The sequence below is a fragment of the Peribacillus sp. NPDC097675 genome, from assembly GCF_050277655.1.
Taxonomy (GTDB): domain Bacteria; phylum Bacillota; class Bacilli; order Bacillales; family DSM-1321; genus Peribacillus.
In genome coordinates this window covers 186,372-201,216 of the sequence record NZ_JBNNSK010000011.1, presented here as the reverse complement: position 1 = coordinate 201,216, position 14,845 = coordinate 186,372, and the positions used below count along the sequence as shown (strand labels likewise).

Sequence of the window (14,845 nt, the reverse complement as noted above, 5' to 3'; positions counted from 1 at the left end):
TCATTTTACAAGAAAAGACGGTTTTTTTGTATGCTTTTTTCAATAGAAAAAGGGCTGCCCTCAAAAGTCATTTTCCTGACTTTTGGGACAGCCCCGCAACATACTATTTGAGCATATTCATCTTCTGCAAGAAATCAATCGGATGTTGCTTACGGAAGAACTCTCTTAGCATATAGGCAATTCCGTCATCATCGTTGGAGCGAGTCACCCACTTAGCCGCTTTCTTGACTTCAGGGTCGGCATTTCCCATTGCTACACCTAAACCCGCCCCCGCAATCATCTCTATATCATCCAATCCGTCTCCAATCGATACGATTTCAGTTCGTTTCACCCCTAGATGATCGGCTAAATATAAAACGCCACTCCATTTTGAGACACCCTTAGGGACAATCGTTAACCTATGTCCGGGGTGCATGAACACTTCCACTTCCGGAAACATATCTTTTATCAGCTTGTGCATTTCTACTTGATCGGCCTGTTCCGTAAATATGATATCAATCTTTGTTGGGGCCATAGGGTGATCCATAAGTTCTTCACTTATGTCATCCACGAAGTTTTGGGCGTAAACATTTTGATCATTCATATACATGACCGATTTACCGAGTAAGTTTTCCGGGAGATTAACTCGATTGCCGAGTGAGTACTTTTCATGATGGAGCATGATTTGTGAATTGGTCTTTTCAAGCATTTGCACCAGCTCCACAGTCAGTTCTTCAGACATTCTTTTTACCATGATGGGCTTTTCGATTGATGCTCCGACAAAAGCCCCCTGTTGGGCAACGATCATGGGATTTATTTTTAGGGCTTTGGCCACTTTTTTGGCTGAATGATAATTCTTTGACGTTACAAGCGCAACATGGACACCCTTATGGTGCACATATTCTATGGCCTCTTTAGTCGATTTATTTAAACGGCCATTGGACTGAAGCAATGTACCCTCAATGTTAACCGCTAATAAACGATATACCATGCTGATCTCCCCCATCTATAGTGTCCTCGTTTAAATTTATGACAAAAATTTAAAGAGTAGAACTTGATCAGATTGTCTTCGTTTACACTCGGTTCATCTTTCTAATCAAAAAAAACTCCTCGCCATAGGCAAAGGAGTTATAACTGTTATTATTGTTGTTCAGCTGGACCGTATAAATCTTCTAACGGTTTCATGATGATTTTGTTAAGGTCAGCAATGACCATGCTCATCCGTTGTTCCGCTTCCATCAATTGAGAAATGGTTGGGTTTTGTTGAACAAGCTGCACAGTTTTTTGGGCTTGCTCCACTTCTTCCGGAGCGATTTCCTGCCCGGTCATTTGTTTTTGTTGCAATGTCATTTGCAGGTTACGGAAGTTTTCGAACATTCCTTTCGTAGCTGGATCTGAATTGACTAAATCATATAGACGTTGCAAGTCCGCATATTCACTGCTAGACCGAATTGCCTTTTCCATTTCATATGCTGCATCATAAACGTTACTCATAAATTTTTCCCCTCCCGGTAATCATTGTATTCCTACACCTTTTCCACTATAACAAATCCCTTTGCTAATTACACGTCATCCTAATAAAACGGTCACAAAACCTTGGAATAAACCAATGATTCCACCAAGCAAGGCACCCAGGTATGTGATCATCGATAATTCCTTCTTAGTGATGGAAACAACCATTTCTTCCAATCGTGACACAGAGAATGAAGACACCTGCTCTTCCACAATATCATCCAAGTGCAGCTTTTGAAAAAGGGGCTGGAAATGGACGATTAAATAATCAGCGGCTTTTTCAACAAAGATCGGAACGCCTTTGTTCACAATGGTATCGGCAAAATTCGCCGTCAATTCACGTACCGGCTTTTCCATGATAGAAGCAACAGGAATCCATTCGCCTGTTTTTTCTTTAATCAACGTACCTATCGTTTCTTTTCCAATTAATGATTCTACTTTATCAATGTCCCATTTTTCTAGGTTCCTTAACTCTTTCTCCATGATGACCGACAATAAGTCGACGGTCCGCGACTGGTCAAAGAATTTAATGATTTCTGGCTGAATCTTATCAATCAACTTTTCATTTCCGATAAACATCTGAATCAGGTTGATCATTTTTCCTCGTTCCTTGAAAAAATCATCAAGCATTTCTTCAAGTCGTCCCTTGCCTTCTGTACTGTTAAAATACTCTTTCCCCTTTGTCACGATATATTGCGAAATATCAGGTATCGATTTCAAAGCTTTTTGCTGAATGTTCAAAGGGATGATCTCCTGTAAGCTCTTTTTACGATTTTCAAGCAGCCACGTTTCGTATTTGCCAAGGACAAACGTCTGTAACCGCTGTTCCATCGTTAAGGACGAATTCTTCATCCCCAATTGGTCCAATAGTTGCGCCGTACTTTTTTCAGTGGACAAAGCCTTCTTTACTTCTGACTGAACGAAAATCTTCATATTCTTTATAGAGGCATCATTGATGACCTTACTTTGGATGCTCTCTGGCGTGATTAAATGGTCGACAACCAATTTTCCTAATTGCTTTGCTAGCTCATCTTGCCGCTTTGGAATTAGACCAGGTGTCAAAGGCACCTGCTTTCCAAAAATAAAAATGGGCTTGTAGGGTCTGAACAACATCCGGATTGCCAATAAATTGGTAAACCCTCCAATCACTGCACCCACAACGACCATAAACAGTATCTTTACCCAAAACTCATCCATGATGATTTCTCCTTTTATTGCTTGAAATAAGGGCGAAATGACACGTTCCAATTAAAAAAACATAGAATGTGATATCCACTTTTGCCCATCATTTAATTATAAAAGGATATCAAACTTAGTGCAAACGGGGAATTATTATGACCTTGAAATTTCAACAAGTTTTTATTAAGGTAAACTCCGCTGCTACAAGAAAGAAAGCACTGTTGTTTGTCGAAGAAGTACTATTTCAGGAATGGGGCCTTCAATATGGAGAACCACTTACACTTATTGCCGGACGACGTTCTGTACCAGTACTTGTCCAACCATTCTCCTCACGTGATTCAACCATAAAGATTTCGCATGATATGAATCATTTTTTATCTCTGCCTTCTTTTTCAGACCCGGTTTCGGTTTCCTTTGATACGGGGGAGAGAACGATACAGATTGGACCTTTCCTTGCTGTCCTCATCAACCAGATCCCTCAGCAGACTGGTACATTTGGTGAAATGGAGAATTTCTATCAGGAGATGGCAACCTATTGTCATCAGAAAGGTTTCCCGTTCTTTTTGGCAAAACCACAACCTTTGTCAGAAGGGACCCTTACAGGATATTGGCCAAGGAGAAATGGCTGGGAGCCCCATCCGCTTCCCATTCCCGATGTATTTTACAATCGGATTCACTCTAGAAAATTGGAAGGGAAACCCGCATTCGAAAATTTCCTGACAGAGTTGAAATCCCTGGCCATCCCCATGTTCAACGGTCGTTTCCTTTCAAAACATGACGTGCATGAACTCCTGCTTTCGGAATATAGCCTGCTCCCACATTTACCGGATACCGAACTTTTTAATGAGCAGGAATCATTCATGACATTTTTAGACCAGCATCCAGTAAGCTACTTAAAGCCCTCTACAGGCAGCCAAGGGAAGAATATCTGCAAACTGACCGAGTCATCGGGACGGTGGATAATTGAACATGCAGGAACAACTCACGCTATCCATACTATAGAAACCAAAGAAAAATTATTCGTAGACATGAAAAAGTTCTGTAGAAATCAAGCCTACATTCTTCAAAAGGGAATATCCTTGTTCGAAATCGATCAGAAAATAGTAGATTTCCGCATCCTGCTTCATAAAAACAAGGAGCATCAATGGAAAGTCACCTCCATGGTTGCACGGATTGGGGATCCCGGGAATATTGTTTCCAACCTCGCCCAGGGAGGGGTCATGAAGAACGGATCGGACTTTTTAAAGGAAATATTCGATCACCAAGAGGCCGGGCGTTTATATCAGAGCCTAATTCGATTAGCTAAAAAGACAGCATTTGCACTGGATGACAACCATCCGGAATTATTTGGGGAACTGGGAATCGACCTGGCGCTTGATATGGATAAACATCCTTGGATTATTGAGGTGAATTCGAAGCCTTCGAAAAAATTCCAAGGAAACTATGAAACATTTCGTCCATCTGTAAAGTCCATTATAGAATTCATGCTTGCGCTTAGTGAGTGAAGACCATCGATAAAAGGAGTTGCTGGAACGTGCTGATAGGGCTAATGTCCACGAAAGATACACAAGAACATCAATATTTTACTGAACTGGCCAAATCGGCTAAATCACTCGATATGAATGTTTGTAAGTTCGTGCCAGAGAACGTTGACGTTGAATTGAAGAAAATCAAGGGAGAACGTTTTGATGGAGAGAAAGAAATCTGGCGTTCGGCCTCATTCGATCTTCCTGATTTTATATATGACCGCTGTTTCCACGGTTTATCACGTGAACACAATGACATACGCGAGAAAATTAATTGGTTAAAAGAAAACTCGAACTTCATTGGGTTGGGCCTTCCTGGTAAATGGGACGTTTATCAAACATTGAAAACCCATCCCCTGCTTCAGGCTTTTTTCCCAGAAACGGTACGGGTGACGACATCCGATGAAATCATCGACCACTTGGAACGCTTGGAAAAGATCATCATTAAGCCCGAGTTTGGATCAGGCGGTCTTGGCATTTACCTTCTGACAAAAACAAAGGAAGGCACCACTGTTTCCATGACCAAAAAAGGGATGAAATATGACCGCCAATTCGAATCTACATCACAACTGAATAAATGGTTGCAACATCTATTAACCCGCTATAGTTACTTGTGCCAGCCTTATTTAGAATTGAGTACCCAGAAAAATGAACCTTTTGATTTACGGATCCTGCTTCAAAAAAATGAAAAGAACCAGTGGTTGGAACGGGGACGCGGAGTTCGTCTTGGAAAACCAGACCATATTACTTCCAACCTGACCACTGGCGGGGAAGCCCTCACGCTTGAGTCTTTCGCCAAAAAAAGCCCTGAGGCAATTCCTATTATCGTCGAACAAACGATCCAGCATATCCTTCGGACTCTCCCGGTGGAAACCGAAGCAGCTTTTCACAGGCTATTTGAACTTGGAGTGGACCTTGGAATCGATAAGAAAGGGCAAATTTGGATTTTGGATATCAACTCCAAGCCCGGTAGGAAGATTGTGCAAACTCTTCAACCAAAGTCCATGAAAGAAATCTATCAAGCTCCATTCAGATATAGCAAATATCTAGCCGAACATCTTTTGAAAGCAGGTGAATAAATGGTGAGAAAGACTTATCCTGCAGAGATATCCAACATTCCAGGTCAGGTCCTTTATTATCCCTCTGAACTTGGGAAGTTGGAGGATATCGAATTAATCTATTTTGGTCAGCATTCATGCCCTGCCACCGTAAAGCCGAACCCAGCGACCAACCAATCGATCGTGCTGTCAAGTAAGCTTGCAGATTCATTGATGTTCAATGAGCTCGATACCCCCCTTCATCTATTTATATACGGCAAGAGCCTCCACATCGGACCGCTCATCGGCATCTTTTCATCGGGCTTCACCGGTATTTCCAACAAGCCACTCGGCGAACGCTCGAGCTTTTTTTCCAAACTGCTTTCTCTAAGTCAGACCACCGGCTGTATCCCCTTTATTTTCGGTGAAAATGTCATCAATTGGGACCAAGAAACGATTAAAGGATATGTATACGAAAAAGAGAATTGGCAGATCAATGAATTCCCTTTCCCCAATGTCGTATATGACCGGCTACCGAACCGGTTGACGGAAAACCGGGACGGTCCTAAGGCAGTGAAACAAAAGTTCCAAAAGGAATATAAGATTCCATGGTACAATCCCGGCTTCTTCAATAAATGGGATGTGTATGAACGGTTGAATGCGGATGATCGGGCCTTGCCTTTCCTGCCTGAAACTTATCCCTTTCAATCATTATCTGTCGTCGAGACGCTACTCTCGCATTATCGTCAAGTCTATATTAAACCCATTCATGGCAGCCTTGGCTTAGGCATTCATCAAATTCTTTACGATAAACATGAAGACGTCTATTATTGCCGATATAAAAACGAGGCACAGGAAAATAAACTACAAAAATTCTCTACACTCGAAGCCATCCTTAAACATGTCTTTCATAATCGGCCACTTGAAAACCTGATTGTCCAGCAAGGCATCCCGTTAATTAAATCTTCTAACCGTCCAGTGGATTTCAGGGTCCACACGAACAAGGATAGCAATGGCGTTTGGCAAGTTACGGCCATCGCCGCAAAAATTTCCGGGGCCGGTAGCGTGACGACCCATATTAAAAGCGGCGGAGTCATCAAAACGGTCGCCGAACTTTATGGAGATGACGAGGAAGCAAAAAAAGTCGAGGAAAAGTTATCAGATGCTGCCTTGATATTAAGTGAAAGTATCGAAGGACATCTAGATGGCATCATCGGGGAAATCGGGTTTGACCTCGGTTTGGATAAAAAAGGGCAAGTATGGATGTTTGAAGCCAATTCAAAGCCTGGCCGTTCTATCTTCTCCCACCCGAAGCTAAAGGAATTTGAACTTTTAACGAGGAAGCTGAGTCTCGATTATGCGATTTATCTCACTGAACAAACAATTACACAATCTATCGGTGTACAGAAATGAATATCTTTTACGATGTACCCTCTGAACAATGGAACCATAACCAAGAAAATGTCCAGCTTTATGCCGGAGCGGCAAATGGGGAAATTCCTTTTAAGGAAGATCATCAAGATCAGACGCTCGTTCCGATTAGATTGTTCCCGGGCAACCGGGTGCTCGTCGTCGGAATATTGACTTCCCATGATCATAAAAAGGAATTAGGTATTGGGGGGAATTTGACGCTTTTTCAAAACTTATCACTCTATTTATTGGATCATGGGATATTGGCATATGTGTTCACGAGCGAGTCCCTGCTATCCCAACCCATGAATGGCTTCATTTTTTCTTCGGAAACCCGCTCGTGGAATGCAGTGACGGTTCCGCTGCCAGATATCGTTTATAATCGCATTCCTAAAAGGGGATTTGAAGCGTCATCACGCTTTCAACAACTCATCTCCTTTTTTAAAGAACAACATATCCATTTATTCAATCCCTGTTTCCTGGATAAATATTTGATGTACGAAGCATTGACGGAAGATGGATCTTTAGCCCGCCATCTTCCGTCAACCATTGATTTAACAAAACCAGCGCAACTTTCGGATTTTTTCCATTTCCACAAACATATTTACTTAAAACCATGCAAAGGAAGCCAAGGCAAGGGAATTTACACACTTCTCGAGAAGACGGATGGTACGCTTCAATTTTCTAGCCTGAAACATATAGAATCATACCCTGATTTCTCGTCTTTTTGGCATACAAATAAGGCATCCCTTCTGAAAAAGGGGTACCTTGCCCAACGAGCTGTTATTCCAAAAAAACTGAATGGACACCGATATGATTACCGGATTCTTGTCCACTATGAAAATGGATTCTATAAAGTGACCGGCAAGGGTGTGAGGATGTCACAGACTCAGGAAATCACGACCCATACACCAAGGGGCGGGAAGCTTTTCCCTTATCAGCACCTGCAAACGAGAAAGTTGAATCGGAAGTTATCAGATATAGCTCAAAGATGTGGAATCATCCTTTCCAGGAAGTTCGGCTTTCTCGGGGAATTTTCCATCGATATCGGCGAAGATACTTCCGGAACTCTCTTCATTTATGAAGTGAATTCGAAGCCGATGCAATTTGACGAAGAAGAAATTGAAGAGAATCGCCTTTTGCATTTAAAAAACCTTTTCATAGAACTAACTTTTCCTAATCAGATAAGAAAATAACCTCCATTAGCCATTTTCCATTATAATGAAATGAGAAACAGCTATATGGAGGTTATACATATGATTACACACTTTCAATGGAAGCCACTTCACAAGAATTTACCCGGATGGAAACTTTCCTTTTACTTCAATAAGCTAGCCGTTCAAGCCCTCTATCATAAAGACGGGTCCATCGAGTGGATTGCCAATCCGCCTGCAAAGCCAGATGAAGAAAAGCTTACGAGCATGATCCATGATTTAATGGTATACCACGTCTACGAATGACTTTTCTATGCAGAATAAAAAAACCCTCTTTGGCAACACTATAAAAAAGCCGAGGAGGGATTTCATTTGGATAAAGAAAAGATCACCTTTTTGAAGGATACCGAGTATGACGGCAAGGACTCCGCTTTCCTCGATGTCGATCGTTATATCAATGAAGGACTTGCGGGCGGAAATGTATATGAAGTTGCGGATACCTTGAACATCGAACAAGCTCATGACTTTTATGATGAGACCAAACCGAATATAAATAAACAGTAATATATGGAGCTTCCCTTCTGGGTGGCTCTTACTTGCTTTCTTGGTGTCCGAACAATTCTAGATTAACTTGGTTATATGCTTTTTCAAGATTTGCTTCATAAGCTTTCTTATCGTTTGTGCTTTCTGCTTGCACCTTAATTTCTTCAATCAGTCTTGCATGGCAATCAAATAAAGAAACCGTTTTTTCTGCCGATAGATTACGCATGATCTGCGCTTTTAGATGGTCCGTGAAATGCTCAACTGTTCCAAACAATGAAATGCCCCCCATAGATAACTATCCTGCTAAACAGGACCTTCCTGAAATTGTCCGAATATGGACTTATACAAAACAAAAAACAACTTCTCCAATAGAAGTTGTTAAAGTGCAAACGAAACATAACAAAGATGACCATGCCCATTCCATTTTATAAAAAATGAAAGCATGTTCTTGCTAATTTTTCGCACTTAACACCCCCTATCCTCGTAGGTCCTTGATGTTGTGCTAAAAACAGGCAGGTCTCCTGGCTCATGATCATCGCTTTTCGAACCTTCCCATCTTTCATCGTTAAAGACAGTGGCCTTACTCGAATCGCTCTCATTTACAGTTGCGGGACAGCGCCGGATTTTAACCGTCTTCCCTTTTAAGCAGATAGACATGATTCTATCTGCACCCGTTTCTAGGCGTATACTATTTTCCATTTAACTGTATCAAATTATCACTTCGAATACAATGAGGCTCATGTATTGTCATTGTTCTTGAGACCCTTTCTAGTTAATCCCTCTAAAGAGCAATCCATTTTCCTTTAATATTGACGTGATAATATGCTCCGAGTCCCATTCGTGTCCGGATATTTCGATAAGTGGATATTGGTTCGGCAATATGATTTGCTGAATTTCATGGATTTCTAAGCCTTGATCATACAAACGTAATATTTCCCCACTCAGATTTTCTAAATAATCGAGCTTCTTTTTGAACATTTCCTTTCCATTCGGTACATACCCCGCATGGCAACAAAAGACCTCATGAAAATCATACTGAAGCAACCTTCTGATGGAATCGATGATCATAGGGACAGATTCTTCCCTCAATATGAGCTTCGTCTTCGATGTAACATACAGGTCTCCCGAAAACAACACCCCATTGCTATGGTTCAGATAGACCATATGGTCCCTTGCATGTCCTGGCGTAAAGATTGGCTCCCATGTTTGAGTGCGTGAATGGATTACGCTACCTAAAGGTTCTGCCTGGAAGGCATCTCTGTTCCCCCAAAAAACTCTCCGATAATCAGGATACTCAGCATCCTTGGCACATACATCAAGGGACATCGGATGAATATAAATTGGAACGTTCCTATGTTCCTGTATCCACGCCGCCCCTCCGGTGTGGTCCTCATGGTAATGTGTCAGCGCAACTAAATCATAATCAGCGGATTCAAAGAATGGAAGCAGTTCCTGCAACAGAATTTGGGCACCCGTATCCACTAGCAGGCCATCTGTTAAAAACATGTTCACGCTCATCCCCGATTTGCTTCCCTCCGGTATTCCTTGTACACAGACCACATCGTTTATCGTTTTCATTTTCAGCATGACTTTCCACCCCTTTCAATAGCCCAATATCCTTTTCCTTCTAATTAACTTACAATAAATGTATTATCCCTTTATACTTTTTACAAGTAAATACCATCAACTTCGGTAAAATTTCAGAAAAGCACAACTCTACAGCGTTTATAACAATCTAGAAGCATTCCTTCATACAAGACAAACTAGACGAACTGCCATTTTTATTGATATAAGTTATTTCCATAATTATTCTAATATGGCATAAGTGATTGACATTACTGTATTTTACCAATAATATATATTATATTAAAAAAATATAAATATACCATATACTAGTGACTAAAGAGATCAGGGAACTGCCACCAGGCAGGGCTGTTTTTTTCTCTAGAGAGTGTTTTAAGGATTAAGATGAGTATTAAGTTTGCTGCCTTTTACTGAATGACGGAGGCAGTTTTTTATATGTAAGGACAATCATCAGACAAATTATCCAATCAATAGATTAAGATCAGGACTTCCCATTAAGTCAATAAACCATAGGATCCCTTCAATTCAACATGGACTTACTACACATTCAGGAGGAATTTCTAATGAAAAAAAACACTCGTATATTAGCCGTATGTGCATTAACCCTCGGACTGTCAGCCTGCGGAAATGACGAACCTGTAATTAAAAAAACGGAAAGCAAAAAAGAAGTGAAAATTGGGGCAACGACTGGTCCCTATGCGGACATGGCTATTGAAGTCATTCAACCGGGACTCGAAGACCTTGGCTACAAAGTGGACATCGTTGAATACAGTAACTATATCCAACCGAATAAAGCACTTGCCGATGGCTCGATTGATGCCAATCTCTTTCAACACAAAGTGGATATGGACAACTTCGCTCAAGAACATGCTTTAGAACTTTCTGACATCATTACCGTTCCAACAGCACCCATGGGCATTTATTCGAAAGAATTCAAATCCTTAGCAAGCATTACAGATGGGGCGACCTTTGCCATTCCCGCTGACCCGCCAAACCTCGCCCGTGCTCTTCATCTCTTGTTAGATGAGGAGCTGATTGAAGTGAATCCAGAGGCTGACCCATTAACCATTTCGGAAATGGATATAACAAAAAATCCAAAAAACATCATATTCCAACCTATGGATTTGCCATACTTACCTCGTGCGATGGACAGCGTCGACCTATCGGCAATTCCTGGTAACTTTGCAATTGGGGCAAAAATGGACCTTCAAAATGCTCTTGTTTTAGAAGACATGTCAGATACATACCAAAATGTAATTGCTGTAAATTCAAAGAATATAGACGCTCAATTTGCAAAAGACATCCAATTAGTGGTAGAAGATACCGAGTTTAAGAAAGTGGTCGAAATAAAATTTCCAGATTTCGTAAATCCTGAGTGGATGAGATAAGACAGATAGGATGTGGCCTGCCCCGTTGTGGTGCAGGCCTTTACTAATCCACTTTGAAATGAGATCACTGAACATCGCCCTCGTTTTCTTTTCGCCTTTATCCTTTTTGGATATAATGGAATGGAAAGAAGGTGAACATATTGCTTAATAAGCTTAAACATAGATTCCCGAACTCCCTTTTCAATAAAAAAGATGCACAAGACATCACGGAATATTTCTGGTTTGAAGATTCATTCGGAGATACACTCGGGATTCCCCGCTCAGAAATTTCGGCCGATGAAATCCGTTTGCTTAGGTTACTCTTTGATTCTCCAGCACTCCAGAGACCCAACACCTCGACTACTTACACCACCTGGAATGATTTTTTATTTGGATCCATTGCCTCCCAGCCTTTAACTAACTGGGCGAATGTTCGATTCACCTACTTCAACCTGGCCCACGCCGATTTTTCACATGATCATTTCGAGGAAGCGATACTCTCGTTCCTTCCATCCGATTCGATTCTAATTTGGGAAAATGAAACAGCGGGCATTTTAATTGAATCTGACATAGATGAATTTTTACCGACCCAAGAACTTCTCGCCATTTCTTCCACGCTCGAGAGTGACTTTTACGTAAAGATCAGAATCTATGCCGGCCGTTTTCACCCTGTGGATGTCGACCTTCATCAACACCTGAATCAGGAGAGGAAATGTTTTAAACTTGCTCTGATGTATCTGTCCGACTTGAAGGTGTCGGATTTGTCCGATATCATCCCCTTCGCTCTAATGAATGATTGTACCGAGTCCGATAAAACCTGGTACATCAATGAATTGCTTGGCAAGACACGGCAGGATCCGGAACTGATCAAGACCGTTAAAACGTATATCGAATCTAATTCCAATGCTTCATCTGCAGCAAAACAGCTATATATCCACCGCAACAGCCTGCAATACCGGATTGATAAATTCGCCGATAAAACTGGATTGGATGTTCGAAATTTCCGGCATGCATTGGCGGCTTACTTGCTGCTTATCATGATTTCAGAAAAAGGATAATTATCCCTATTTGTGCAGTGTGCCCATATTTTTTTCTTTTTCAATAGAGTAGACTATAAATTATCACTACGAGTTTAGGAGTTTAAGAGGAGGAGTATTTCATGGCAGAGCTAGTATTGGATCATATCTTCAAGATTTATGACAATAAGGTAACCGCTGTAAAAGATTTCAACCTTAGTGTGGCCGATAAAGAATTCATCGTGTTCGTCGGACCCTCTGGCTGTGGTAAATCGACCACTTTGAGGATGATTGCCGGCCTTGAGGACATATCCCAAGGAGATCTCTATATAGATGGTAAGCGGGTCAATGACGTGCCACCGAAAGACCGGGACATTGCGATGGTTTTCCAGAACTACGCTTTATACCCGCATATGACCGTCTATGACAATATGGCCTTTGGGCTGAAACTCCGGAAAACGCCGAAAAAGGAAATCAAGCAACGCGTCCATGAAGCAGCGAAAATCCTTGGACTTGAAGACTTCTTACAACGGAAGCCAAAAGCCCTTTCTGGTGGACAGCGCCAGCGTGTTGCACTTGGCCGAGCCATAGTCCGGGATGCCAAAGTCTTCTTGATGGATGAACCTCTATCCAACCTTGACGCAAAACTTCGGGTACAAATGCGTGCTGAAATCGCTAAGCTGCATAAACGAATCAACACGACGACCATTTATGTCACCCATGACCAAACAGAAGCGATGACCATGGCCACACGTCTTGTTGTCATGAAGGATGGCATCATTCAACAGGTCGGTGCACCCAAAGATGTATATGAAAAACCTGTGAATGTTTTCGTGGGCGGATTTATCGGCTCACCCGCCATGAATTTCTTTGCCGGTACACTGCAGGATGGCTTCATCAAAATTGGTGAGCAAACACTTGAAGTGCCGCAATTAAAAATGAATACGCTCCGGAATCAAGGCTATATCGGTAAAGACATCATTCTGGGCATCAGGCCTGAAGATTTCCACAACGAAGAAGCATTCATTTCATCTTCACCCACCACTACATTCACGGCACAAGTCGATGTAGCCGAACTCATGGGTGCGGAAATCATGCTCTATTCGACATTTGCTGGACAGGACTTCGTTGCCCGTGTGGATGCCAAACATATCATACAGGCTGGTGATACTATTGATCTGGCCCTCGATATGAATAAAGCCCATTTCTTCGATAAAGAGTCCGAGCAGCGTATTTTCGATGAAGAGGAACTGGAAGGCAATCAACAAACGAAGATGGCTTAAGTAACTGCGTTTTGATTTGCATACTAATTGGAGGAAGCCTTATCGTTCAAGGCTTCCCTCAACTTATTTCTCAAATTGCGCGCTTCCACATACATATTCGTTACAATTCTCTGTTACAAAGGAAAAGGCCGTACCAGGTCTTTTTTTGTTGTACCAATAAAGAGAAGAACCTTAATGAACAGGATTATATCTAGGAAGCAGAATGAAAGCTGACTTCTGGGCAGTAACCCATTACCTGATATTTAAGTGACTAATGGAGGCTTGTTAGTTCTTGAAGAAATTGTATTGATATATTCTTATTTTAAAAACAAAGATTAAAATCCATATTCGAAAAAGTTTTAAGGGGGATTATTCGATGAGCGTTAAACTTAAAGAAGTTCTGAAAATAGAAAAATCTATTTTGCGTAACTTTTACTCATTATATCTTCACGATCTTTCAAATTTCACTATGAACTTAGATATTGGAGAAGATGGTCTTTTTCATTATGATGAATTGAATGAATTTTGGGACGTAGATGGATTATCGCCTTACTTTATAAAGTTGGATGATGAAATTATCGGTTTTACATTACTATTAGAACGCCCATTTTTAACAAAAAGCTATGATTATGGTATAAATGACTTTTTTATACTCAACAAGTATAAAGGTAGTGGGTTGGCTGTGCAGGCCGCGGCAAAAATATTTGAAGAGAAACCAGGGGAATATTTTGTAATGCAGGTTGTGGAAAATAAACGTGCAGTTGCATTTTGGAAAAAAGTATATAATAGGTTAAATGTGGAAGTCCATGAAAGACAAGACCTAATCGATGATGAACTATGTCTAATTCAAACATTTAACATTTAATTCAACTACTGTGTTTTCCAGAATGTGTGCAACCTTTTAAAATTAAAATACTGATTTTAAGAAAATGTGTTTGAACCTCTTTCCTATGTCTAGTTGAATTGAATGATTAATATAGTATTCGGTTCTTTTACAAAATCAAAAACTCTCACATATAAGATAATCCCGATCATGATTTAAGAAACTACCAATGAAAACTTCCTTCTTTACTCTGAATCTATACAATAAACCTCATTTTGTTTAGATAGTTAGCATCATTAATATTCAAATAGGCACTTCCGCTCGATAAGTGGCATGTTCAATAAAGAGTTATCAACCAGTTGAAGAATGTCAAAAACCATAAATGTGCATGGCATTTCCTTTGCTATCATTCGGAAATTAAATTGGTTCTTCATCTGATTCATAAGGAAGATT

The 14,845-nt window shown here is 40.9% G+C and carries 17 protein-coding genes and 1 riboswitch; of the genes, 11 read left to right on the top strand and 6 right to left on the bottom strand.

All coding sequences use genetic code 11. The features are described from left to right. Positions 1–103: 103 nt before the first annotated feature. The 3 genes from ACQKL5_RS17120 to ACQKL5_RS17110 all read right to left on the bottom strand — a co-directional run bounded on the left by ACQKL5_RS17120 (position 104) and on the right by ACQKL5_RS17110 (position 2,739). Positions 104–970: a Cof-type HAD-IIB family hydrolase gene (locus tag ACQKL5_RS17120; RefSeq protein ID WP_427610099.1), complete on the bottom strand. Its 867-nt coding sequence runs from the start codon at positions 968–970 to the stop codon at positions 104–106. Between the two features lie 149 nt (positions 971–1,119). After that, a complete protein-coding gene (locus tag ACQKL5_RS17115) occupies positions 1,120–1,473 on the bottom strand; it encodes a YlbF family regulator (protein WP_427610098.1) in 354 nt (117 codons plus the stop codon). A gap of 75 nt (positions 1,474–1,548) precedes the next feature. Then, on the bottom strand, positions 1,549–2,739 hold the full coding sequence (locus ACQKL5_RS17110; protein ID WP_427610097.1) for a DUF445 domain-containing protein: 1,191 nt from the start codon (positions 2,737–2,739) through the stop codon (positions 1,549–1,551). Positions 2,740–2,825: 86 nt separating this feature from the next. Here ACQKL5_RS17110 and ACQKL5_RS17105 point away from each other — a divergent pair, with 86 nt between their 5' ends. From ACQKL5_RS17105 to ACQKL5_RS17080, 6 genes are all read left to right on the top strand, one after another. Further along, the gene (locus tag ACQKL5_RS17105; protein ID WP_427610096.1) at positions 2,826–4,175 is read left to right on the top strand and encodes a YheC/YheD family protein; all 1,350 of its coding nucleotides are present in this window, start codon (positions 2,826–2,828) and stop codon (positions 4,173–4,175) included. A gap of 29 nt (positions 4,176–4,204) precedes the next feature. Then, positions 4,205–5,275 (top strand): YheC/YheD family protein, encoded by a 1,071-nt coding sequence (locus ACQKL5_RS17100; RefSeq protein ID WP_427610095.1) that lies wholly within the window; start codon positions 4,205–4,207, stop codon positions 5,273–5,275. Continuing rightward, positions 5,276–6,646 carry a YheC/YheD family protein gene (locus tag ACQKL5_RS17095; protein ID WP_427610094.1) on the top strand — a complete coding sequence of 457 codons (1,371 nt, stop codon included), beginning with the start codon at positions 5,276–5,278 and terminating at the stop codon, positions 6,644–6,646. Further along, entirely contained in the window at positions 6,643–7,839 is a 1,197-nt protein-coding gene (locus tag ACQKL5_RS17090; RefSeq protein ID WP_427610093.1) for a YheC/YheD family protein, read from the top strand. The genes ACQKL5_RS17095 and ACQKL5_RS17090 overlap by 4 nt, the downstream gene beginning before the upstream one ends. A gap of 60 nt (positions 7,840–7,899) precedes the next feature. Continuing rightward, positions 7,900–8,103, top strand: a complete 204-nt coding sequence (locus ACQKL5_RS17085; protein ID WP_427610092.1) for a YheE family protein — start codon at positions 7,900–7,902, stop codon at positions 8,101–8,103. A gap of 66 nt (positions 8,104–8,169) precedes the next feature. After that, positions 8,170–8,361: a hypothetical protein gene (locus tag ACQKL5_RS17080; protein WP_427610091.1), complete on the top strand. Its 192-nt coding sequence runs from the start codon at positions 8,170–8,172 to the stop codon at positions 8,359–8,361. A 28-nt stretch (positions 8,362–8,389) separates the two neighbouring features. On the opposite strand, the gene ACQKL5_RS17075 is transcribed toward ACQKL5_RS17080, so the two are convergent. After that, positions 8,390–8,614 carry a hypothetical protein gene (locus tag ACQKL5_RS17075; protein ID WP_427610090.1) on the bottom strand — a complete coding sequence of 75 codons (225 nt, stop codon included), beginning with the start codon at positions 8,612–8,614 and terminating at the stop codon, positions 8,390–8,392. A 4-nt stretch (positions 8,615–8,618) separates the two neighbouring features. Between ACQKL5_RS17075 and ACQKL5_RS17070 the strand changes: the two genes are divergently transcribed. Then, entirely contained in the window at positions 8,619–8,771 is a 153-nt protein-coding gene (locus ACQKL5_RS17070) for a hypothetical protein (protein WP_427610089.1), read from the top strand. Positions 8,772–8,834: 63 nt separating this feature from the next. Next, positions 8,835–9,030: riboswitch (cobalamin riboswitch) on the bottom strand. Positions 9,031–9,108: 78 nt separating this feature from the next. On the opposite strand, the gene ACQKL5_RS17065 is transcribed toward ACQKL5_RS17070, so the two are convergent. Beyond that, positions 9,109–9,927, bottom strand: coding sequence for an MBL fold metallo-hydrolase (locus ACQKL5_RS17065; RefSeq protein ID WP_427610088.1), 819 nt, complete (start codon positions 9,925–9,927; stop codon positions 9,109–9,111). A 560-nt stretch (positions 9,928–10,487) separates the two neighbouring features. On the opposite strand from ACQKL5_RS17065, the gene ACQKL5_RS17060 reads away from it, so the two are divergent. From ACQKL5_RS17060 to ACQKL5_RS17045, 4 genes are all read left to right on the top strand, one after another. Further along, entirely contained in the window at positions 10,488–11,312 is an 825-nt protein-coding gene (locus ACQKL5_RS17060) for a MetQ/NlpA family ABC transporter substrate-binding protein (RefSeq protein ID WP_427610087.1), read from the top strand. Between the two features lie 140 nt (positions 11,313–11,452). Further along, positions 11,453–12,349, top strand: a complete 897-nt coding sequence (locus tag ACQKL5_RS17055; protein WP_427610086.1) for a PucR family transcriptional regulator — start codon at positions 11,453–11,455, stop codon at positions 12,347–12,349. Positions 12,350–12,450: 101 nt separating this feature from the next. Then, positions 12,451–13,590 (top strand): ABC transporter ATP-binding protein, encoded by a 1,140-nt coding sequence (locus ACQKL5_RS17050; RefSeq protein ID WP_427610085.1) that lies wholly within the window; start codon positions 12,451–12,453, stop codon positions 13,588–13,590. A 355-nt stretch (positions 13,591–13,945) separates the two neighbouring features. Beyond that, positions 13,946–14,434: a GNAT family N-acetyltransferase gene (locus tag ACQKL5_RS17045; RefSeq protein ID WP_427610084.1), complete on the top strand. Its 489-nt coding sequence runs from the start codon at positions 13,946–13,948 to the stop codon at positions 14,432–14,434. A gap of 254 nt (positions 14,435–14,688) precedes the next feature. Here the strand turns inward: ACQKL5_RS17045 and ACQKL5_RS17040 are convergent, their stop codons facing one another. Beyond that, entirely contained in the window at positions 14,689–14,826 is a 138-nt protein-coding gene (locus ACQKL5_RS17040; protein WP_427610083.1) for a hypothetical protein, read from the bottom strand. Between the last annotated feature and the right edge of the window lie 19 nt (positions 14,827–14,845).

Excerpts from the sequence above, each read along its gene's own strand:
- ACQKL5_RS17120 (WP_427610099.1), bottom strand. The coding sequence starts at position 970 with ATGGTATATCGTTTATTAGCGGTTAACATTGAGGGTACATTGCTTCAG.
- ACQKL5_RS17115 (WP_427610098.1), bottom strand. The coding sequence starts at position 1,473 with ATGAGTAACGTTTATGATGCAGCATATGAAATGGAAAAGGCAATTCGG.
- ACQKL5_RS17105 (WP_427610096.1), top strand. The coding sequence starts at position 2,826 with ATGACCTTGAAATTTCAACAAGTTTTTATTAAGGTAAACTCCGCTGCT.
- ACQKL5_RS17095 (WP_427610094.1), top strand. The coding sequence starts at position 5,276 with ATGGTGAGAAAGACTTATCCTGCAGAGATATCCAACATTCCAGGTCAG.
- ACQKL5_RS17090 (WP_427610093.1), top strand. The coding sequence starts at position 6,643 with ATGAATATCTTTTACGATGTACCCTCTGAACAATGGAACCATAACCAA.
- ACQKL5_RS17085 (WP_427610092.1), top strand. The coding sequence starts at position 7,900 with ATGATTACACACTTTCAATGGAAGCCACTTCACAAGAATTTACCCGGA.
- ACQKL5_RS17070 (WP_427610089.1), top strand. The coding sequence starts at position 8,619 with ATGCCCCCCATAGATAACTATCCTGCTAAACAGGACCTTCCTGAAATT.
- ACQKL5_RS17065 (WP_427610088.1), bottom strand. The coding sequence starts at position 9,927 with ATGCTGAAAATGAAAACGATAAACGATGTGGTCTGTGTACAAGGAATA.
- ACQKL5_RS17060 (WP_427610087.1), top strand. The coding sequence starts at position 10,488 with ATGAAAAAAAACACTCGTATATTAGCCGTATGTGCATTAACCCTCGGA.
- ACQKL5_RS17050 (WP_427610085.1), top strand. The coding sequence starts at position 12,451 with ATGGCAGAGCTAGTATTGGATCATATCTTCAAGATTTATGACAATAAG.
- ACQKL5_RS17045 (WP_427610084.1), top strand. The coding sequence starts at position 13,946 with ATGAGCGTTAAACTTAAAGAAGTTCTGAAAATAGAAAAATCTATTTTG.
- ACQKL5_RS17040 (WP_427610083.1), bottom strand. The coding sequence starts at position 14,826 with ATGAAGAACCAATTTAATTTCCGAATGATAGCAAAGGAAATGCCATGC.